The organism is Sphingomonas sp. MM-1 (genome assembly GCF_000347675.2).
Taxonomy (GTDB): Bacteria; Pseudomonadota; Alphaproteobacteria; order Sphingomonadales; family Sphingomonadaceae; genus Sphingomonas_E; species Sphingomonas_E fennica.
The window spans coordinates 1,521,300-1,542,823 of the sequence record NC_020561.1 but is presented as its reverse complement, the minus strand read 5'-3'; the positions used below and the strand labels follow the sequence as shown (position 1 = coordinate 1,542,823).

17 protein-coding genes are annotated in these 21,524 nt (G+C 67.0%); 7 read left to right on the top strand and 10 right to left on the bottom strand.

Going from position 1 to position 21,524, the window contains the following annotated elements; translation table 11 throughout:
- Nucleotides 1–434: 434 nt before the first annotated feature.
- The 7 genes from G432_RS07480 (at nt 435) to G432_RS07450 (ending at nt 10,200) form a co-directional block, all read left to right on the top strand.
- Nucleotides 435–2,744 (top strand): TonB-dependent receptor, encoded by a 2,310-nt coding sequence (locus G432_RS07480; protein WP_236626872.1) that lies wholly within the window; start codon nt 435–437, stop codon nt 2,742–2,744.
- Nucleotides 2,745–2,749: 5 nt separating this feature from the next.
- Nucleotides 2,750–4,081 (top strand): spinster family MFS transporter, encoded by a 1,332-nt coding sequence (locus G432_RS07475; RefSeq protein WP_015458218.1) that lies wholly within the window; start codon nt 2,750–2,752, stop codon nt 4,079–4,081.
- On the top strand, nt 4,081–5,715 hold the full coding sequence (locus G432_RS07470) for a carboxylesterase/lipase family protein (RefSeq protein WP_015458217.1): 1,635 nt from the start codon (nt 4,081–4,083) through the stop codon (nt 5,713–5,715). The genes G432_RS07475 and G432_RS07470 overlap by 1 nt, the downstream gene beginning before the upstream one ends.
- A gap of 11 nt (nt 5,716–5,726) precedes the next feature.
- Complete coding sequence (locus G432_RS07465; protein WP_015458216.1) at nt 5,727–7,286, top strand: AMP-binding protein; 1,560 nt, start codon at nt 5,727–5,729, stop codon at nt 7,284–7,286.
- Nucleotides 7,287–7,357: 71 nt separating this feature from the next.
- Entirely contained in the window at nt 7,358–8,026 is a 669-nt protein-coding gene (locus tag G432_RS07460) for a TetR/AcrR family transcriptional regulator (RefSeq protein ID WP_236626871.1), read from the top strand.
- A 108-nt stretch (nt 8,027–8,134) separates the two neighbouring features.
- Complete coding sequence (locus G432_RS07455; protein ID WP_015458214.1) at nt 8,135–9,028, top strand: SDR family NAD(P)-dependent oxidoreductase; 894 nt, start codon at nt 8,135–8,137, stop codon at nt 9,026–9,028.
- Nucleotides 9,028–10,200, top strand: coding sequence for an acetyl-CoA C-acyltransferase (locus G432_RS07450; protein WP_015458213.1), 1,173 nt, complete (start codon nt 9,028–9,030; stop codon nt 10,198–10,200). The genes G432_RS07455 and G432_RS07450 overlap by 1 nt, the downstream gene beginning before the upstream one ends.
- Nucleotides 10,201–10,405: 205 nt before the next feature.
- Here the strand turns inward: G432_RS07450 and G432_RS07445 are convergent, their stop codons facing one another.
- The 10 genes from G432_RS07445 to G432_RS07400 all read right to left on the bottom strand — a co-directional run bounded on the left by G432_RS07445 (nt 10,406) and on the right by G432_RS07400 (nt 21,495).
- Nucleotides 10,406–11,323, bottom strand: a complete 918-nt coding sequence (locus G432_RS07445) for a response regulator transcription factor (protein ID WP_015458212.1) — start codon at nt 11,321–11,323, stop codon at nt 10,406–10,408.
- Entirely contained in the window at nt 11,313–14,690 is a 3,378-nt protein-coding gene (locus G432_RS07440) for a hybrid sensor histidine kinase/response regulator (RefSeq protein WP_015458211.1), read from the bottom strand. The genes G432_RS07445 and G432_RS07440 overlap by 11 nt, the downstream gene beginning before the upstream one ends.
- Nucleotides 14,687–15,355 (bottom strand): urease accessory protein UreG, encoded by a 669-nt coding sequence (gene ureG / locus G432_RS07435; RefSeq protein ID WP_015458210.1) that lies wholly within the window; start codon nt 15,353–15,355, stop codon nt 14,687–14,689. Before ureG ends, G432_RS07440 begins: the two co-directional genes overlap by 4 nt.
- A gap of 2 nt (nt 15,356–15,357) precedes the next feature.
- The gene (locus G432_RS07430; RefSeq protein ID WP_236626870.1) at nt 15,358–16,134 is read right to left on the bottom strand and encodes an urease accessory protein UreF; all 777 of its coding nucleotides are present in this window, start codon (nt 16,132–16,134) and stop codon (nt 15,358–15,360) included.
- Entirely contained in the window at nt 16,028–16,558 is a 531-nt protein-coding gene (ureE, locus tag G432_RS07425; RefSeq protein ID WP_015458208.1) for an urease accessory protein UreE, read from the bottom strand. The genes G432_RS07430 and ureE overlap by 107 nt, the downstream gene beginning before the upstream one ends.
- Nucleotides 16,559–16,568: 10 nt before the next feature.
- Nucleotides 16,569–18,281 carry an urease subunit alpha gene (gene ureC, locus G432_RS07420; RefSeq protein ID WP_015458207.1) on the bottom strand — a complete coding sequence of 571 codons (1,713 nt, stop codon included), beginning with the start codon at nt 18,279–18,281 and terminating at the stop codon, nt 16,569–16,571.
- Entirely contained in the window at nt 18,282–18,587 is a 306-nt protein-coding gene (locus tag G432_RS07415; RefSeq protein ID WP_015458206.1) for an urease subunit beta, read from the bottom strand.
- Nucleotides 18,588–18,732: 145 nt separating this feature from the next.
- Nucleotides 18,733–19,035: an urease subunit gamma gene (locus G432_RS07410; RefSeq protein WP_015458205.1), complete on the bottom strand. Its 303-nt coding sequence runs from the start codon at nt 19,033–19,035 to the stop codon at nt 18,733–18,735.
- Between the two features lie 2 nt (nt 19,036–19,037).
- Nucleotides 19,038–19,922, bottom strand: coding sequence for an urease accessory protein UreD (locus G432_RS07405; RefSeq protein WP_015458204.1), 885 nt, complete (start codon nt 19,920–19,922; stop codon nt 19,038–19,040).
- Between the two features lie 79 nt (nt 19,923–20,001).
- Entirely contained in the window at nt 20,002–21,495 is a 1,494-nt protein-coding gene (locus G432_RS07400) for an agmatinase family protein (protein WP_041864835.1), read from the bottom strand.
- Nucleotides 21,496–21,524 lie beyond the last annotated feature (29 nt).

Genomic DNA, 21,524 nt, shown 5'->3' with positions numbered 1-21,524 from the left:
GTGATAGGCTCGAAAATGATCGGTGGCGGGCCGTATGCCCTGGCCTCGCCCATAAGCGGTTTCATTTCCGGTCCGAGCGCCATCCTCACCACGCCGAAGCCCAGGGCCGCTGATCTTCCGGCAGGCCCTTACGCGGTGTGTTTCCGCGTCAACCTTTCAGAATCGCGTTGCCGGAACCGTGTTGGGTTCCTCGCTTGCCCGGATGGCCTTGCGTCTCCTTCGGTTAGCTTCCTGCCTCGCACGCCGAACGCGGGCTCCTGCACCTATTGGCCGGTGTGTGGATAGGGATTCCCACCGTCAGCCTGTCAATATTCACACGCGAGAGAGTGAATATTGACAGGCTGACGGTCGCAACGCATAGTGCCTCCCATCGAAAGCCGTCCGGCAAGCGACGGCATCAAGGGGAGGGGAAAAGCATGTACACCAGAAGCTTAGTGTCGGTTTCCGCGGTCGCCGTCGCGCTGCTTGCGTCTCCGGCATGGGCGCAGGATGCCTTGCCCGAGGCGGAGCATGCCGCGTCGGGATCGGCGCATGACAACGGCGATCAGACTATCCGGGCCGAGGATATCGTCGTCACCGCAACCCGCCGCGAAGAGCGCCTCCAGGACGTTCCGGTCAGCGTCACCGCCTTCCAGCAGCGCCAGCTGACGGAAAAGGGGATCGTCGGCTTCGAAGGCATCGCCCGCGAGACGCCCGGCGTCATCCTCAACCGCCCGACCCAGAATTTCAACAATTTCACCGCGCGCGGCATCGCTACCAACGGCTATAACGCTAACCTGCAAAGCTCGGTCGCGGTCTATATCGACGAGCTGCCGGTATCGACGATCGGCAACACCACCGTGGTCGATCCCAATCTTTTCGACGTGGAGCGCGTCGAGTTCCTGCGCGGCCCGCAGGGCACGCTTTTCGGATCGGGCTCATTGTCGGGCGCGATGCGGATCCTCACCAAGAGCCCCGACCTCGGGGATTTCGAAACCTCGGCGCTGGTCGATCTCGGCCTGACCGGATCGGATTCCATCCGGCAGCGCTATAACATGATGCTCAACGTGCCGGTGGTGAGCGACAAGCTCGCCGTTCGCGCGGTCGGCTTCTACCGGCACGAGGAAGGCTATCTCGACAATGTCGGGACGGGCGTCCACAACTCCAACACGCTGGTCGATTATGGCGGTCGCATGATCGTGCTGTGGAGGCCGGACGATCGCCTCTCCATCCGCCTGCTGGGTTCCTACGAGAATAGCGATCCCAAGGATTCGTCGCTCACCGATCCGACGCTGGGCCGGGAGAAGCGCTATTCCGATCAGCCGGATCGCTTCACCGGCAAGCAGACGATCCTCAACGCGACGATCGACTATGAGTTCGATTTCGCCAAGCTGACCAGTTCCAGCACCTATTCGGATTTCGACCAGCGCTTCTACGCCGACCTGTCTGGGTCGTTCCCGGCGGGCAGCTATCCGGGCGCGCCGATCGCCTTCGGCCTCGATGCCAATGCCTATGACAAGGTGTTCGTCCAGGAAACGCGCCTCGCCTCGACCCTCGACGGCCCGTTCCAGTTCGTCCTCGGCGGCTTCTACCTCCACCGTCGCCGCGACGTGGACTATCTGTATCGCTCGTCGCTCGAATTTCTCGCGGAGCGCAACCTGACGGGGCTGCCGGACCAATATTATCAGAAGCAGTATACGCACCAGATCAGCGAGGAGCTCGCAGGCTTCGGCGAGCTGACCTATCGCTTCTCCGATCGCTTCTGGCTGACCGGGGGAATGCGTTACGGTCGCATTTCGGCCCAGGGCTTCACCGAGGCCGGGGGCTATCTCGCCACGGCGGCCGGCTACAACTATTTCACCTATGCGCTCTACAATATTCCGGGGCATTTCGATACGTTCACGCCCTATGAAGCGGTCGCCGGGGTCAAGGCCAAGGGATCGAAACCCTCCTGGAAGGCCAGCGCCACCTTCAAGCCGGTCGAGACGCTGACGACCTACGCCACCTTCTCGACCGGCTTCCGCGCGCCGATCGTCAATGCCTTCGCGGGCCGGCCGAGCCTGGTGGACCCCAATGACATCATCATTCCCTACGGCGCGACTTCGGACGATCTCAAAAGCTATGAGCTTGGCGCCAAGGGCCGCTGGCTGGACGGCCGCATCACCATCAACGCGGCCTTCTACCTGATCGACTGGAGCAACATCCAGGCGCAGGCGAACCGCGTTTCGGATTCGGTTCAGTTCGCGACGAACGTCGGCGCGGCCCGCAGCAAGGGCTTCGAGGTGGAGATGGGCATCATCCCGGCCAAGGACGTCTATCTGGGCCTGAACGCCGCCTATAACGATTCGAAGATCACCAAGCTGACGCCCGAGGAAGCCGCCATTTCCGGCGCGGTGCTGGGTCACCGCCTGTCCGCGCCGCGACTTCAGGGGGCGATCTATGGCAATTACGGCTTCGACCTTGCCGATGATATGAAGGCGAACCTGGCCGTGAACGTGCAATATGTGGGATCGTACAACAACACCTTCCCGAACACGCCGGGCAACCCCAACCTGCCGCTGGCGACCTTCGGCCAGACCGACGAATATGTGAACGTCAATATGAGCCTGGGCGTGAAGCGGCAGGCTTGGTCGGCCCAGCTTTATGTCGAGAATCTGTTCGACAACCACTCGGCCGTCTACATCCATCCCGAAGCCTTCATGGCAAGCCGGGTCGGCACGCTGCGGCCGCGAACGGTGGGCATCCGCCTCGGATACGGGCTCTGATCCCCATGCCGGCCGGCGCATCTGAATCCCTGGGGGTCGCAAACCCGGTCGGGGGCGCCGCCGGAACGCAGCCGGGCGCTCGCGCCTGGTTCGTTCTGGCGGCGCTTTGCTTCGTCTATGTCCTCAATTTCCTGGATCGGCAGCTGCTGTCGATCCTGGCGAAGCCGATAAGGGAGGAGCTGCACCTCAGCCACGGCCAGATCGGGCTGATCAGCGGGCTCTATTTCGCGCTCTTCTATTGCCTGATCTCGATCCCGGTCGCCTGGTTCGCCGATCGCTCCAACCGCGTGCGTGTCTTGTCCTTCGCCTGCGCGCTCTGGAGCGCGGCGACGATCGCCTGCGGGTTCGCGGCCACCTATCCGCAACTGGCGATCGCCCGGATGACGGTGGGCATCGGCGAGGCGGGCGGCGTGCCGCCTTCCTATGCGATCATCTCGGATTATTTCCGTCCCGGCACGCGCGGCACGGCGCTCGGCCTCTACAATCTCGGCCCGCCCTTGGGAAATGCGCTCGGCGTCGCGTTCGGCGCGTCGATCGCCGCCGCCTATAGCTGGCGCGACGCCTTCCTGGTGCTTGGCGCGGTCGGTGTCGTGACGGCTCTGATAGTGTGGCTCACGGTTCGCGAGCCGGTGCGCGGCGGTCTCGATGCTCCCGCCGCCGGGCAGGCCCCGCAATCCATGGCGCCGTTCATGGCGACCTGCCGGATGTTCTTCGCCAATCCGGTGCTGCGGCTGGTGGCGCTCGCCACGGGAGCCAACCAGTTCATCACCTATGCGACCGCCAATTTCGCCACGCTGTTCCTGATGGAGGAGAAGGGCATGACCATGGAAGAGGTGGCGTTGTGGTATTCGCTGCTCATCCTCGTTTCCATGGGCGGCGGCATCTTCCTCTCGGGCCGGCTGGTCGATCGGCTGGCGCCGCGCGACAAGCGGGCCTATGCCCTCATCCCGGCCGTCGGCCTGATCCTCGCGGTCCCGTTCTTCGTCGGTTTCGTGCTGGCGCCGGGCTGGCGGATGGCGATGCTGCTGGCGGTCATCCCGATGGCGCTCAACTATTTCTACCTCTCGCCGGCCGTCGCGCTGGTGCAGGAAGAGGTGCGCCCCAACGAGCGCGTGATGGCGGGCGCGCTGCTCCTGCTCGTCATGAACCTGATCGGGCTGGGCCTCGGCCCGACCTATCTGGGCGCCGCCAGCGACTGGTTCCGCGCCGCCCATCCCGAAAATTCGCTGCAGCTCGCCTTCCTCACCCTCGTGCCATTCTACGGATTGGCGGTGCTGCTCTTTTTCATGCTGGCGCGGGCCATCCGCCGCGCCGCGCAAGAAGCCGGAGACCTTTGATGCGCATGTTTCGGCGTGCCCCCATTTTCCTTCTCGGCGCCCTTCTCCTTGCCGGCGCGGCCGATGCCGGACCCGTCGTGCGGGCGCCCGACGGCGCCGTCGAAGGGATGGAAGTCGGCAAGGTCGATGTCTTCCGTGGCATTCCCTATGCCCGCGCCCCGATCGGCGATCTGCGCTGGAAGGCGCCGGTGGCGCTGCCGGCATGGCAGGGCGTGCGCGATGCGCGCGCCTTCGGCCCGGCCTGCGTGCAGCCCCGGCCCCGCGCGCAGAGCATCTATGCCAATCCGCCCGAACGGATGAGCGAAGACTGCCTGACCCTCAACATCTGGGCGCCCCAGAAGGCGCGCGGCCTCCCCGTCTTCGTGTGGATCCACGGCGGCGCGCTGACCACGGGCTACAGCCATGAGCCGATGTATGACGGCTCCCGGCTCGCGGCCAAGGGGATGATCGTCGTATCGATCAACTACCGGCTCGGCATCCTCGGCTATCTCGCCCATCCCGAGCTCAGCGCCGAATCCGGCGAGGGCATTTCGGGCAATTACGGCCTGCTCGATCAGATCGCGGCATTGCAATGGGTCAGGCGCAACATCGCTTCCTTCGGCGGCGATGGCGCCAACATCACCATCGCCGGCGAATCCGCCGGCGCGCTCAGCGTGATGTATCTGATGGCGAGCCCCCGGGCCCGGGGCCTGTTCCACAAGGCGATCGCCGAGAGCGCCTATATGATCACGACGCCCGAACTGAAGGCGGAGCGCCACGGCACCCCTTCGGCCGAGGCGGCGGGCACGCAGGTCATGCAGGCGCTCGGCGCCTCTAACCTCGCCGGGCTGCGCGCCATGGAGGCGGAGAAGCTGACCCAGGCCGCCATCCTCGCCGGCTATGGGCCGTGGGGCGTGGTGGACGGCAAGATCCTGACCCGCCAGCTCGTCGACACCTTCGATCGCGGCGAGCAGGCGCGCGTCCCGCTGATGGCGGGCTTCAACAGCGGGGAAATCCGGACGCTGCGCTTCCTGCTGCCGCCCGCGCCCGCCGATGCGGCGGCCTATGAGGAGGCGATCCGCGGCCGATATGGCGATCTCGCCGATCAGTTCCTGCGGCTTTATCCCGCGACATCGGTGGCCGAAAGCATGCTGGCCACCACGCGGGACGCGCTCTACGGCTGGACCTCGACCCGGCTCGCCATCAAGCAGGCCAGGGCCGGCGCGGATTCCTACCTCTATCTGTTCGATCACGGCTATCCGGCGGCGGACGAGAACGGAATGCACGCCTTCCATGCGGCCGAGCTTCCCTATGTGTTCGGCACGGCCCGCCAGACGCCGGCTTTCTGGCCGAAGATTCCCGACACGCTGGCGGAACACCGCCTGTCCGATGCGATGATGGCCTATTGGGCCTCCTTCGCCACGACCGGCCGCCCCACGGCGCCGGGCCAGCCGGACTGGCAACCTTATGGCGACGGCGCGCACTATATGGCCTTTGCCGGAAAGCCGCAGCCCGGCACCTATCTGTTCCCCAGCATGTATGCCCTGCACGAGGCCACGGTCTGCCGCCGGCGCGCGGCCGGCAATCTCGCCTGGAACTGGAACACCGGCGTTGCCTCCCCCGTCCTCCCGGCCAAGAGCGGAGATTGCCAGTGAGGCAGGGGAGCATGCAGGACTATCCGCTGACGCTGGACAAGTTCCTGGACCATGCCGCCAAATGGCACCCGGAAAGCGAGATCGTCACGGCGCGCGACGACGGCACGATCGACCGGCTGAGCTATGCCGAGGTCAGGGACAGGGCCCTGGCGGTCTCCTCGATCCTGGCGGGCTTCGGCATCGGCTTCGGGGATCGGGTCGCGACGCTCGCATGGAACAGCCGCGCGCATGTCGAGGCATGGTATGGCGTCATGGGCATGGGGGGGGTGTGCCACACGCTCAACCCGCGCCTTACCGCGCCGCAACTGGCCTCCATGGTCGCGCAATCGGAAGCGCCGGTGCTGATCGCCAGCGCGGACCTGCTGCCGCTGGCGGCCCGCATCGCCGAACGCGCGCCGGTCGTGCAGCATATCCTCGTCATCGATGGCGATGGCGGGGACGCGCCCGGAATTTCCCGCCTCGAATCCCTGATCGAGGGGGCGCCGCGCAATGTCGTTTGGGGCGGCTTCGCCGAAACGGCGCCATCGGGTCTCTGTTTCACGTCCGGCACCACCGGATCGCCGAAGGGCGTGACCTACACGCACCGTTCCAGCTTCCTGCACACGCTGCGGCTGCTACAGGCCGACGTGATGGCGATTTCCGGGCGAGATAGCGTCCTGACCGTCGTGCCCATGTTCCATGCCAATGCCTGGGGCCTTCCCTTCGCCTTGCCGGCGACCGGCGGCAAGCTGGTCCTGCCCGGACGTCGGAACGACGGCGCCAGCCTCGCGCGGCTGATCGCGGCCGAGGATGTCACGATCGGCGTGGGCGTGCCCACGGTCTGGCTGGGATTGCTCGAGCATCTCGAGGCCGAAGGCGGCGCCTTGCCGAGCCTCGAACGGATCATCGTCGGCGGCGCGCCGATGGCGCCCGCGCTCATGGAACGGCTCGAACGCCGGCTGGGCGTCGAAATCCAGACCAGCTGGGGCATGACGGAACTCTCTCCCTCGGGCACGGTGGCGGTGCCGGGCGATACCGCGCGCAAGGCGACGGCGTCGGGCAAGCCGGCGATCGGTGTCGATCTGCTCATCACCGATGCGGAGGGACGGGCGCTTCCGACGCAACGGGAAACGGAGGGGCATCTTCGCGTTCGCGGCGCAGCGGTGATCGAACGCTATTTCGGCCAAGACAGGTCCGCCACGGATCCCGACGGCTGGTTCGCCACGGGCGACCTGGCGAAGCTGACCGCCGATGGCGAGCTGATCATCACCGGCCGCGCCAAGGACCTCATCAAATCGGGTGGGGAGTGGATCAATCCGGCGGAAATCGAGGCGGTCGTGGGCGCCCTGCCTGAAGTGTCGCTCGCGGCGGTCATCGGCAGGCCGGACCCGAAATGGGGCGAGCGCCCGATCCTCCTGGTCGAGATGCGCGAGGATCAGCAGGTTTCCGACGAAAAGCTGCTGGGCGCGCTTGTCGGCCGGGTTGCGCCCTGGTGGATTCCCGACGCGGTCGTCCGCCTGTCCGCCATGCCGCTGGCCGCAACGGGCAAGATCGATAAATTGCGCCTCCAAAGCGAATATGGCGGGGCCTGACTTTCCCGCCTTGTTCTCCAGCCTTGACGCCTGCGCGCCTATCCCCGAAGAACATTCTCGTGCAAGAGAATGTGAAAGCCCCCAAGCGGTCGAAGAAGGCCGAGCAACGCGCCGAGACAATCGAGCAGATCCTTGATGCTGCCGAATATCTCTTTTCGAAACATGGGCTCTACGGGGTCACGCTGAAGGACGTGGCGAAGAAGGTCGGCGTCCATCACACGCTGCTGAATTATTATTTCGAGGACAAGAACAAGCTCTTCCATGCCGTGTTCGCCCGTCGCGCCGTCGTGACGAGCGAGCGGCGGATGAACGCGCTCGATCAATATGAGAACGCGTGCGGCGACAGGCCGACCGTGGAAGGCGCGCTCCGCGCCTTTCTGGATACGGACCTCGACCTCTATATCGAGGGTGGCGAGGCGTGGAAAAACTACGCCGCGCTGGGCGCGCAGGTGGCGAATACGCCCGAATGGGGCGCCGAGTTGATGGACACCCACTTCGATCCCGTCGTGCTCAGATTGATCGACCTTCTGAAGAAGGCGCTGCCCGATTGCAGCGAGGAGGATATTTTCTGGGGGTATCAGTTCGTTACCGGCGCTCTCATGCTTACGCTCGCGCGCACGGGGCGTATCGACAAGCTCTCCCACGGCCTGTGCAAATCCGACGATTTCGTCGCCGTGAAGGAACGCATGGCTTCCTTCATGGCGGCGGGTTTCCTGCAGATCTGCGGCCAGGGGCGATGAGGACAGGCGAGGGAGCGGCACCGGCGTTTCGAGCGGCGTGAATTTCATTCGCTCACTTGATAGTGAATATTCCATGCGCTAATCCCTTCCGCAAGAAGGGAGAGTGCCATGAATCTTGTGGGTCGAATTGCCATCGTCACGGGCGCGGGTGGGGGATTGGGGCGTACCCATGCGCTTTACCTCGCGCGTCTCGGCGCCAAGGTCGTGGTCAACGACATGTCGCAGGAAAGCGCCGGCAAGATCGCTGCGGAAATCGTGGCTGGCGGGGGCGAGGCGATGCCGATCGCGGCTTCGGTCACGGATGAGGCGGCCATTCTCGCCATGGTCGAAGATATTCTGTCCCGCTGGGGCCGCGTCGACATTCTCGTCAACAATGCCGGCATTCTCCGCGACAAGAGCTTCGCGAAGATGACGATGGATGACTTCAGGGCCGTCGTCGACGTGCATCTGATGGGCGCCGCGATCTGCTCGAAGGCCGTTTGGGAGCCGATGCGGGCGCAGCGTTACGGGCGGATCGTGATGACGACCTCGTCTTCGGGCCTCTATGGCAATTTCGGGCAGGCCAATTATGGCGCCGCCAAGATGGCCCAGGTCGGCCTGATGCAGACGCTCGCCATCGAAGGCGAGAAATATGGCATCCGGGTAAACGCTCTTGCGCCGACGGCGGCAACCCAGATGACGCACGGGGTTCTTTCCGATGACAGCCTGGAGCTTCTCGATCCGTCGCTGGTGAGCCCGGCGCTTCTGGCGCTGGCGGGCGAGGATGCGCCCACGCGCACGGTGCTCTGCGCGGGCGCCGGCCATTTCGCCGCGGCGAACATCACGCTTACGCGCGGCCATTATGTCGGTGCCGGGGCCGATGCGGGCGATCGCCTGCTTTCGGGCTGGCAGGCCGTCACCGATCGCACGGGTGAGATGGTTCCTCCCTACGGCTTCTTCCAGGCGGAACGCGAACTTGCCAGCGCGGGCAACGAAAACCTCGTCGTAGCGCTCCGCCAGTGATGCGCGACGCCGTCATCGTTTCCACCGCCCGCACTCCGATCGGCCGGGCCTATCGCGGCGCCTTCAACGCCACGCCCTCTCCGACCCTTGCCGCCCATGCCATTGCGGCGGCCGTGGAGCGGGCGGGCGTGGAGCCGGGGGCGGTCGAGGATTGCATCCTCGGCTGCTCGTTACCCCAGGGCTTCCAGCAGACCATCGGCCGGACGGCCGCGCTGGCCGCTGGCCTGCCGGTCTCGGTGTCCGGCATGACGCTGGATCGCCAATGCTCCTCCGGCCTGATGACGATCGCGACGGCGGCAAAGCAGGTGATCGTCGACCGGATGGACGTGGTGGTCGCCGGCGGCGTCGAATCGATTTCGCTGGTCCAGACCCCGGATCTGCGCGTCGATCAGGATCCCAGGCTGGCTGCCGCCCAGCCCGACATCTATATGTCGATGCTCGAGACCGCCGAGACGGTGGCGGCGCGTTACGGCATCCCGCGCGAGGCATGCGACGCTTATTCGCTCCAGTCGCAACAGCGCACGGCGCGTGCCCAGGCGGAAGGCTGCTTCGATGCCGAGATCGTTCCGGTGCGCACCGCCATGCGGCATGTGGACAAGGCCAGCGGCGAAACGAGCGTCCGCGAGGTGCATCTGGAACGGGACGAGGGCAACCGCCCCGATACGACGATCGAGGGCCTGTCCGCCCTGAAGACCGTCTTCCCCGACGGAACCGTCACGGCCGGCAATGCCAGCCAGCTTTCGGACGGCGCATCGGCCTGCGTGGTGATGGAGGCGCGCACCGCCGAGCGCCGCGGATTGCAACCTCTGGGCCGCTATGTCGGCATGGCCGTGGCGGGGACGAAGCCGGATGAGATGGGGATCGGCCCGGTCCTGGCGGTTCCTAGGCTGCTCGAGAAGTTCGATCTTGCGATCGACGATATCGGGCTCTGGGAATTGAACGAGGCCTTCGCGGTGCAGGTGCTCCATTGCCGCGACACGCTCGGCATTCCCGACGAACGCCTCAACGTGAATGGCGGAGCCATCGCGATCGGGCATCCTTATGGCATGTCGGGCGCCAGGATGGTCGGGCACGCGCTGATCGAAGGCAGGCGCCGGGGCGTCCGGCATGTCGTGGTGACGATGTGCGTGGGCGGCGGCATGGGAGCGGCCGGCCTGTTCGAGGTGATGTAGGCCTCGCACCGGGGCTGCTTCCCGCAGCCGTTGTCCGGGTGATCGGCATCGAACCGGGCTGGCGCTGGATCTGAACTGGCGCAGGATCTGAACATGGTCGGGGGGCGATGCGCTGCGCCGGGCGGCCATGGATGTGCTCAAGGCCGACAGCAGGCGCCTCGCGGACGAGGTGTCCCGGAGCGGCTCCTGACCGCCGCCGCGCGGGTCAGTTGCCGATCGTGCGCACCGCGAAGGCGGCGGCGGCGGCGCGCGTCTCGACGCCGAGCTTTTCGAATATCTGTTCCAGATGCTTGTTCACGGTGCGCGGGCTGATGCTGAGGATCTCGCTGATCACGCGATTGGGCTTGCCGTAGCTGATCCACAGCAGCACCTCTGCCTCGCGCTGGGTGAGGGCATAGCGATCCTGCAGGCGCTGGATATCGGCGCCGTCGCGGATCAGGTTGAGGCGGATCAGCGTCTCGTCCCGCCGCGCGCGGGTGACGAGCACCAGTTCGAGCGTGGCGCCCGGCAGATCGAGCTTGATGCCGGCGCCGCTGCCATTGTCGTCCGCCAGCAGCCGGGCGATCGCGGGGCGGAGGAGATCGGGCAGGGCGCCGGCCTCCTTGTCCCACGCGGGATCGATATCGGCCAGCATCCGGCCGGCCTGCGGCGTCGCCCAGGCGAGGCCGCCCGCTTCGTCGACGGCGAGGAGGTGGCGCCCGGTGGCGTCGAGCGCGATCTGGCTGCCATGGGAGATCCGCGCGTTGGCGAGGTGGACGCGGACGCGGGCGAGCAGTTCCTCCACCACGATCGGCTTGCGGACATAATCGACCCCGCCGGCGTCGAGCGCATGGACGACATGCTCGCTTTCGGTGAGGCCGGTCATGAAGATCACCGGGATATGCGCCCAGGCGGCGTTGCGCTTGATCGCGCGGGTGGTTTCGAAGCCGCCCATGCCGGGCATCACCGCATCCATCAGGATCAGGCCGGGGGTGACATGGGCGAGCAGATCGACCGCGCTTTCGCCGCTGGTGGCGATCAGCGCCGTCATGCCTGCCCGATCAATGGTGTCGGTGAGGAAGCGCAGCGTTTCGGGCGTGTCGTCCACGACGAGCACGGTTTCATGGGCAAGATCAGCGACCATCGTTCAACCTTGTCTTTATCATCGCCCCCAGCCCCTTGAGGTCGAAGCGGTCGAGCGAGGCGAGGAAATGCCCCGTCATCGGCCGGGCCTCGGGCACGGCGGCCTCGAATTCCTGTATCTTCCTTTCTATCCCCCGGACATGGCCGATACGGACGAGTTGCTCCAGCTCGACCAGATAGGCTTGCGCCGCTTCGGGCAGGGCATCGGCCGAACCGCCTTCGCCCGCGTCGGCCGTGGCGGGTGCGGGGGTGCCGCTCGTCCATTCGATATCGAGCTGGTCGGATATGGTATCGAGCAGCGTGTTGAGCTCGACCGGCTTGATCAGGAACATGTCGTGCGCATCCTGCCCGTCGCCGCCGCGGCGATATTCGTGCGCGTCGGCGGAAACCATGACGATGCGGATCGCCGGTCCATGCGCCTCGCGAATCAGGCGGGCCGTTTCCCAGCCCGACAATCCCGGCATGGTGATGTCCAGCAGCACGAGATCGGGCCGGACCTGGGCGGCGAGCATGGTGCCGCTTTCGCCGTCGAGCGCGGTATAGACCGGAAAGCCGAGCGGTTCGAGCAGGTTGCGCAGCACCGCGATCTGGGTGGGATCGTCGTCGATGAGGAGAATGGAGCGGCGCGGGCCGACATAGCCGGTCACGGTGTCGCCGCTCGGGCTGTCGGGCAGCGCGGCGCCCGCAGCCGCCTGGGACAGCATCACTCGGATGACGAAGCGGGTGCCCTTGCCGGGTTCGCTGCTGACGGTGATCTCCCCGCCCAATATCTGCACCAGCGCTTGCGTGATCGACAGGCCGAGGCCCACGCCCTGCTGGCGGTGCGCGCCGGGATTGCTGCCGCGTTCGAACGGATCGAAGATGCGCTTCAGATCGCGCGGATCGATGCCGATGCCGGTATCGGCGATTTCGATGGTGGCGAGCTGGCTGCGATATTTGACCTTGAAGCCGACCTTGCCGGCCTCGGTGAACTTGATCGCGTTCGACAGCACGTTGATCAGGATCTGGCGCAGCCGCTTCTGATCGGTGTGGACGAATTCGGGCAGCCGTTCCGGCCGTTCGTAGACGAAGGCGATGCCCTTGGCCTGCGCCTGCGGGCGGAACATATTGGCGAGCTGATCGAGGAAGGGCGGCAGGCGCACCGTATCGCGGCTGACGCGCAGGATGCCGCTTTCCACCTGCGAGATATCCAGCAGCCCTTCGACCAGGTTGGTGAGATGCTCCGCGCTGCGGCGGATCACGCGGGCGGCCTCCACCGGGGGCACGTCGCTGCCGCGCTCCAGAAGCTGGGCATAGCCGTAGATCGAGTTGAGCGGGGACCGGATTTCGTGGCTGACGCTGACGAGGTAGCGGCTCTTGGCGGCGTTGGCGGCCTCCGCGGCCTCCTTCGCCTTCTGGAGCTGGCGGTCGGTGACGTCGTGCGAGGCGATCTCCTCGACCAGCTTCTGCATGTGGTGCTGGGTTTCCTGCATGGCGGCGCGGCGGCTCTCGTGCGCGAGGACGATGATCCAGGCGGCGATGCCGGCCAGCAGCGCGAAGGCGAAGAACACCGCGAGCAGCACCGGCGCGATGGCGGCCCCGCCATCGGCCATGCGCCGCGCGAACTCCCGGTGGATGACGCCGAGCACCAGCGCATTGCACAGGTTGATGAGCGCCAGCACGCCGATGAAATGGCCGACGGGGGTGTGCACCTGCGCCGCGAGCGATGCCGGCAGCAGGCGTTCGAGCCAGTGGGACACCTGCTCCGTCGCGCGGCTGCGATCCTTGCAGCGATCGTGGCAGCGCGCCTCCAGCGTGCAGCACAGCGAGCAGATCGGCGCCGAATAGACCGGGCAATGGGCCATGTCGTCCGGCTGGAAGCTGTTTTCGCAAATGATGCAGCGCCGTTCCGCCTTGGCCGGCAATGTCGATCGGCGCGCGATATAATAACGGCTGCGGGTGGCGAGCGCGATGGCGGGCGCGGCGACGAAGGCGATCGCCAGCCCGATGGCGGGCGCGAACGCCTGCGGCAGCGGGCCCAGCAGGCCGACATGCGAGACGGTGGAGGCGACGATCGACAGCGTCATCGCGCCCACGCCCACCGGGTTGATGTCGAACAGGTGGGCGCGCTTGAACTCGATGCCGCGCGGCGAGAGGCCGAGCGGCTTGGAGATCATCAGGTCCGCCGCCAGCGCGCCGATCCAGCCGGCGGCGATGTTGGCGTAGAGGATCAGGATGCCCTCGATCGCGTCGAGGATGCCGATCTCCATCAGGATCAGCGCGAGGACGACGTTGAAGATCAGCCAGACGACGCGGCCGGGGTGGCTGTGGGTGAGCCGGGCGAAGAAGTTGGACCAGGCGATCGACCCGGCATAGGCGTTGGTGACGTTGATCTTGAGCTGGCACGTGATGACGAAGATGCCTGTGAGCACCAGCGCCAGCCCCGAATGGCTCGTCATCGCGGTGAAGATCGTGAGGAACAGGTCCGTCGGGCTGGCCGCCTGCGCGGCCGTCGCGCCGTGGCGCAGCACATAATCGGCGAGGAAGGAGCCCAGCAGCAGCTTGGCGCCGCCGATCAGCGTCCATCCCGGCCCGCCGGCGATCATCGCCAGCCACCAGCGCGTGCGTCCCGTTTTCTCGCGCGCGGGCAGGAAGCGCAGATAATCCGCCTGCTCGCCGATCTGCGGCAGCAGCGAGAGGAGGGTGGAGAAGGCCAGGCCGAAATAAAGGAGGCTGACCTCCCCGTCCGGCGCGCCGAACTGGCCGGCGAAGCGGCTCCATTCATCGAGCGCGGGCTGGCCGAGCCAGAGGATGTAGCCGATGGGTGCGAGCTGCAGCATCACCCAGATGGGCTGGGTGACGAACTGGAAGCGGGTGATCGCGCTCATGCCGTAGAGCGCGACCGGGATGACGACGAGCGAGCTCAGCACATAGGCCAGGCTCATCGGGATGCCGGACATGGCGCGCAGCGCGACCGCCATGATGCTGGCTTCGACCGAAAAGAGCAGGAAGGTGAAGGAGGCGTAGATCAGCGAGGTGATGGTGGAGCCCAGATAGCCGAAGCCCGCGCCCCGGGTGAGGAGATCGATGTCGAGCCCGCGCCGTGCCGCCTGATAGGCGATCGGGAAGCCGATCACGAACATCAGCGCGACCGCCGCCGCGATCGCCGCGACGCTGTTGGCGAAGCCGTAGGCCAGCGTGATCGTCGCCCCGATCGCCTCGCAGGCCAGGAAGGCCGTCGCCCCGATCGCCGTGTTCGCCACCCGCCCCGCCGACCAGCGCCGCGCGCTGTCCGCCGTGTAGCGCAGCGCATAATCCTCCAGCGTCTGGCTGGCCGCCCATTTGTTGTAGAGGCGCTTTTCCCGGTAGATGTAGGCGGGCTGGTTCATCGGCTCTCCCGCCTTGCCGGCAGCCCGCCCGCCTGGACGATGAAGGCGATGATCTCGTCCAGCCCGATATTGTCCTTGAGGTTGGTGAACAGGAAGGGGCGGGCGCCCCGCATCTTGCGGGCGTCGCGGTCCATCACCTCCAGGCTCGCGCCGACCAGCGGGGCGAGATCGATCTTGTTGATGACCAGAAGGTCGGATCGGGTGATGCCGGGGCCGCCCTTGCGCGGGATCTTGTCGCCGGCGGAAACGTCGATCACGTAGATGGTGATGTCCGCAAGCTCCGGGCTGAAGGTGGCGGCCAGGTTGTCGCCGCCGCTTTCGATGAAGATCGCCTCCAGCCCCGGGAAGCGCGCCGCCATCTGGTCCACGGCGGCGAGGTTGATGCTGGCATCCTCGCGGATCGCGGTATGCGGGCAGCCGCCGGTCTCCACCCCCATGATCCTTTCGGGGACAAGCGCGCCCGATCGGGTGAGGAATTCGGCATCCTCGCGCGTGTAGATGTCGTTGGTGATGGCGGCGATATCGTAATCGTCCCGCATCGCCTTGCAGAGCCGGTCGGTCAGCGCCGTCTTGCCGGATCCCACGGGGCCGCCGATCCCGATGCGGAGCGGGCCGTGGACATGGGGTGCGCGGGGCGCGTGGCCCTGTGGGGCGAGGGCGGCCATGGTCATGATCTGAACAGCCTTGTGTAGAGCGTTTCGTGGTGGATCGACGCCAGTTCCAGCAGCGGGGCGGCGGTGCCGAGATCGTCGAGCGGGGTGGCGATGGCCCGCGCCGCGATCGGCGGGATACTGCGGGCGAGAAGGGCGGTGGCGATCTGCCCGTCCGTCTGGCCGAGCGGCACGAGGCGCACGCCGGCCGAGACGAGGTTGGCGGCGGTGCCGTGCAGATAGGCATGGAGCGCCGGTTCCAGCGGGACGCCGTGGGCGGCGCAGGCCAGCGCCAGCACCACGGCATGGGCGATCGGCCGATCGCCCCAGCGGCCGGCGAAACCGTCGAGCGCGGGATGCGGCCAGGCGCGGCGGGTGACGGTGAGGAAGGACCGGCCCTGCTGGTGGCTTTCCAGCGCGGTTTCGCTGCTGCCGCGAAAGGCGGCGGCCAGCGCCGCCACCTCATCGAAGGCCTGCGGATCGGCGGCGGTGCGCCAGCCATGGCCGAACAGCACCGCATCCACCCAGCCGCCGCCGCGCGCGAGCACCGCCTCGATATAAAAAGCGAGGCCGGCGACATCGCGGACCCGCTGATCGTCGACCGCCGTTTCCAGGCCGTGGCTGTAGGTGAAGGCGCCGACCGGATAGGCTGGCGATGTCCAGGCAAGCAGGTGCTGAAGGGCGCCGTCAGTGAGCATGGTGATGGCGGTGGCGCTCCCGTCCGGGTGGCGCGGCATGATCGTGATGGTGGCCGTCGCCGTGATGATGGTCGTGGCCGTGTGCGCCGCCGGCATAGGCCCCCTGTTCGGGCGTGAAGGGCGCGTGGATCGCATCCACCGATGCGCCCAGCCCCTCCAGCATGTGGCGGATCACATGATCCTCGCGCAGCAGGATGCGGTCGGCCTGGATTTCGGCCGGCAGGTGGCGGTTGCCGATATGCCAGGCGAGGCGGACCAGGCCGATGCCGGGCCCCGCGCGCACCGCCATCAGCGGCTCGGGCGCGGCGGTGACGGCGATCAGGCGCCCGTCCGCCAGCGCGATCGCGTCGCCATGGCCGATCACCGTCGCGCGGGGCAGGTTGAGCAGGAAGGCCGTGCCGCCCTTCGCGACATAGCGGAAGCGGCGGCGGTGCCGCTCGTCATGATCGAGGGCGATATGATCGGACGCGCTGGCCGGGTCCCACTCCCCCCGTGCGATGATCCGTTCCGCCGTCTGCATCACGATCCTTTCAGAACAGGAAATAGCGCTGGGCGAAGGGGAGGGTGCGGGCCGGCTCGCAGGTCAGCAACTCGCCGTCCGCGCGGACCTCGTAGGTCTCGGGATCGACCTCGATATGCGGCATTGCGTCGTTCAGGATCATGGCCCCCTTTCCGATGGTCCCACGGGTGTTGTGCACCGCAGCAAAGGGGCGCGAAAGGCCATATCGATTGCGAATTCCGGCATCGATCGATGCGCCGGACGCAAAGAAGAGCGAAGACAAGGTGTTGGCCCGGCCGAGCGCGCCGAACATCGGCCGATAATGCACGGGCTGCGGCGTCGGGATGCTGGCATTGGGATCGCCCATCGGGGCCGCCGCGATGCTGCCGCCCTTGATCACCATATCGGGCTTCACCGCGAAGAAGGCCGGGGACCAGAGCACCAGATCGGCGAGCTTGCCCACCGAGATCGATCCGACGATGTGGCTGATGCCGTGGGCGATCGCCGGGTTGATCGTATATTTGGCGATGTAGCGGCGGGCGCGGAAATTGTCCGCATCGGCATCGTCGGCGCCAAGGGGGCCGCGCTGCCCCTTCATCTTGTCCGCCGTCTGCCAGCAGCGGATGATCGTTTCGCCGACCCGGCCCATCGCCTGGCTGTCCGACGACATCATCGAGAAGGCGCCGAGATCGTGGAGGATATCCTCCGCGGCGATCGTCTCCTTGCGGATGCGGCTTTCTGCGAAGGCCACGTCCTCGGCGATGCGGGGGTCGAGATGATGGCACACCATCAGCATGTCGAGATGCTCGTCGAGCGTGTTGACGGTGTAGGGGCGCGTCGGGTTGGTGGAGGAAGGCAGCACGTTGGGCAGGCCGGCGACGCGGATGATGTCCGGCGCATGGCCGCCGCCAGCGCCCTCGGTATGGAAGGCGTGGATGGTGCGGCCCCTGAAGGCGGCGATCGTGCTTTCCACGAAGCCGCTTTCGTTGAGCGTATCGGTGTGGAGCGTGACCTGGATGTCCATGTCGTCCGCCACCGACAGGCAGCAATCGATCGCGGCCGGCGTCGTGCCCCAATCCTCGTGCAGCTTGAGGCCGCAGGCGCCGGCCAGGATCATCTCCACCAGCGCATCGGGCCGGCTGGCATTGCCCTTGCCGAACAGGCCGAAATTCATCGGGATCGCCTCCAGCGCCTGGAACATCCGCTCCATGTGCCAGGGGCCGGGGGTGCAGGTGGTGGCGAGCGTGCCGTGCGCGGGGCCGGTGCCGCCGCCCAGCATGGTGGTGACGCCGGCGTTCAGCGCCTCTTCCGCCTGCTGCGGGCAGATGAAATGGATGTGCGCGTCGATCGCGCCGGCGGTCAGGATGCGGCCCTCGCCGGCGATGATCTCCGTCCCCGGCCCGATGACGATGTCGACGCCGGGCTGGGTATCGGGGTTGCCGGCCTTGCCGATCGCCGCGATCAGGCCGTCGCGGATCGCGACATCGGCCTTGATGATCCCCCAATGATCCAGGATCACGACATTGGTGATGACGGTATCGGCGGCGCCTTCGGCCCGGCTGGCCTGGCTCTGGCCCATGCCGTCGCGGATCACCTTGCCGCCGCCGAACTTCACCTCCTCGCCATGGACGGTGCGGTCCTCCTCGACGCGGATGAGGAGGCTGGAATCGCCCAGCCGGATGCGATCGCCGATGGTGGGGCCGAACATGCCGGCATAGGCCCGGCGGGTGAGCGTGACCGGCATTCAGATCGCCCCCATCACTTCGCCGCGGAAGCCGATCACGATGCGGCGGCCGCCATAGGGAATCAGCGCCACTTCGCGGCTCTGCCCCGGCTCGAAGCGGATGGCGGTGCCGGGCGCGATATCCAGGCGGTGGCCGCGCGCGGCGGCGCGATCGAAGGCGAGCGCGGGATTGGCTTCCGCGAAATGATAATGGCTGCCGACCTGGATCGGCCGGTCGCCGCTATTGGCGACGACAAGGGTGATGGCCACGCGATCGGCGTTGAGGACGATGTCGCCTTCGGCGGGGATGATCTCGCCGGGGATCATGCGGCGGCCCCGCGCGCCATTTCCGTCATCCCGACGAAAGTCAGGACCCATTGCCGCTCCGTCCGAAATTCCAGCGCAGCGGCAATGGATGCTGGACCGAGTCCGGCATGACGGGGGTGGGGCGTGGAGGGCGCGGGCACCGCCGTCACCGGATCGGCCTGTGGACGGTGACGAGCTTGGTGCCGTCCGGGAAGGTGGCTTCCACCTGCACGTCGTGGATCATCTCGGATATGCCCTCCATCACCTGATCGCGGGTCAGCACATGGCCGCCGCTCGCCATCAGATCGGCGACGCTGCGGCCGTCGCGCGCCCCTTCGACGACATGTTCGGTGATCAGCGCGATCGCTTCGGGATGGTTGAGCTTCACGCCCCGCTGGAGCCGCCCGCGCGCGACGATCGCGGCCATCGCCACCAGAAGCTTGTCCTTTTCGCGGGGCGTGAGGTTCATCGTCAGCAATACCAGACGGCGGGAAGGCGCGGGGGCAGGCCCAGCGTGGCGGCGCGCAGCGCGGCGGCCGCGCGGATCACGCGATCCCGCAAGGCCCGCGCGTCCCGGTCGACCAGGCGGAGGATGAGCAGGCCGTCGAGGCAGGTGGCGCCGCCATCCGGCGCGCCGGCGAGATCGCGGGCGAGATCGAGGTGGCACGCGGCATCGGGGCCGGCATAGGCCAGCGTCGCGATCGCGCGCGCGCCGCCGAAGCCGAACGGCGCATCGGCGGTGGCGGCGAAATCCCCGGCGATGTGTAGCGCGTCCGCCCACAGCAGCCGGCCGGCCCGCCAGATGCGCCATTCGTCATGGACGAGGCCCCGGGTGAACTGCTCGCCCATCGCGGCGCGGCCGAACAGCATGGTTTCGACCGCGAGCAGCCGGGCATCCTCCGCCAGATGGGCATGCAGGCGCCGGCGCATCCGCGTGCGATCGAACAGGATCGCTTCCTGCGCCAGCCATTCGCAGCGCCCGGCCTCGGCGATTTCGATCCGCGTCTCGATGCGGATGTCGGGATCGCCCGGCCGCACGCGATAGAGTTTCTCCGCCGCCTGGGTGGTGACGGTGCCGCGGCCATGGGGCTCGACCCGGATATCGAGCGCGACGCGATCGCCGCCGGTGAGGCCGCCGCTGGTGGTGATCGATACGGCCTGCGGGAAATCGCCCGCCGCGACATCGGGGAACAGCAGCCGGCAGGGCGCGCGCTGGTAGAGATCCGCCACGCCGCGCGCGGCGAAGGCGATGCGCGCCTCGCCATCCACCCGTTGCAGTGCCGCCTGCTGGCGCTGTGCCGATGGCGGCGGCGCCAGCGGATGAATGACGGCATCTGCGGATCGGCCATGCTCCATGCCGATGGTTGTGCGGGGGACACGGACGCATCGACATGGGGCATTTGACGTATGGGGCGGGAGACCCTCGCCCCGCCGGTCAGGTGGTCGGGCGCTTCTTCGGCCGCCAGCCATAATCGGGATCGACCTTTTCCACCTTGCCGTCGCGCTCGCCCTTCTGGCCGGCCGAGGGCTGCTGGTGCTCGGTGGTGAGGTCGGAAAGATAGCCGGCCTGGGTGATGCCCTTCCGGCGCATCGCGACGCCCGTGAGACAGGCGTGCATCACGAAATTGGCGTTGAGCGCGGTGCGGTATGTGGAATCGAGCTGGGGCGCCACCTCGACGATCTCGAAGCCGACCAACTCGTTCTCCGCGCACAGCCGGCGGACGATCGGCAGCGCCTCGCGCATGGTGAGGCCGCCGGGAACGGGCGTGCCGGTGCCGGGCGCGAAGGCGGGATCGAGCACGTCGACGTCGAAGCTGATGAAGATCTTCTTGCCGCTTTCGCGCGCTTCCTTGAGCGCTCGCTCCATCGTCGCCTGCCAGCCATTCTTCTCGATTTCCGGCATCGCATGGTAGCGCACGCCGTTGTTGCGCATCCATTCGAAGCCCTCCGCCTCCGGCCACGGCCCGCGCAGGCCGACCTGGATATAGTTCCGGCCGAGGACATGGCCTTCCTTCACCGCGCGATAGACGGGCGCGCCATGGGTGATGAAGTGGACGCCGCCCTGGCCGGCATCGAAGTGGGAATCGAAGTGGACGACGCCGAAGCTGCCCTTGCCGTGGACGTCGGCCAGGCCCGCCACGTCCGAATATTCCAGGCTGTGATCGCCGCCGACGACGAAGGGGATGGCGCCGGTGCGGGCGATCTCGGCAACGCGCTCGCGCACATGGTGGACGGTGCGCTCGGTGCTCATATTGTCGACGGCGATGTCGCCATAATCGACGATGTTCAGCTCCTTCGACGGATCGACCATGGTGAACATGTCGATCCCGCCCGCGCCATATTGGTTGCGGAGCGCCGATGGGCCGGACTTGGCGCCGCGATAGCCCGATCCCATGTCCAGCGGCGCGCCGACGATCGCGACGTCCACCTTCCCGGCGACGAGATCCTCCGGATAGATGGCGACCGGCGCGCCCGCGAAGGTGGCGATGCCGCCGCCATAGACGCCCCCGCCACGGCCGTTCATGTAATAGCTGAGGCTGAAGGGGCCCGGTTCCCTCTTCGGGTCCATCGTGCGCGGGCGCATCGTCTTCCAGCCGTTGAACATGGGCGATTCGGTATTGAGCGGGATCGACGCCATGTCGGTGTCGGGGTGGAACTTGTTCGCCTCCACCACGGCGAGCATGCCGTCGATATAGGCCTCGATCTCCGCCGGGCTCTTCTTCTCGAGGCGCTGGAACAGCTTGTCGTAGGAACCGGCCATGCCCTCCGCCTTTTCGGAAAGGAGGAAATCGCGCTTCTCCTTGGGCAGCTTCGCGATCTTGGCTTCCAGCCAGGCGGGCGGGGCCACCTTGTCCGATCCGGCGGCCACGGTCGCGGTGATCGCCACGCCCGCCAGCAGCATTCCGATAACGATCCGTTTCAGCCTCATGATCCAGCCCCCGGCAAAAGAAATCCTGT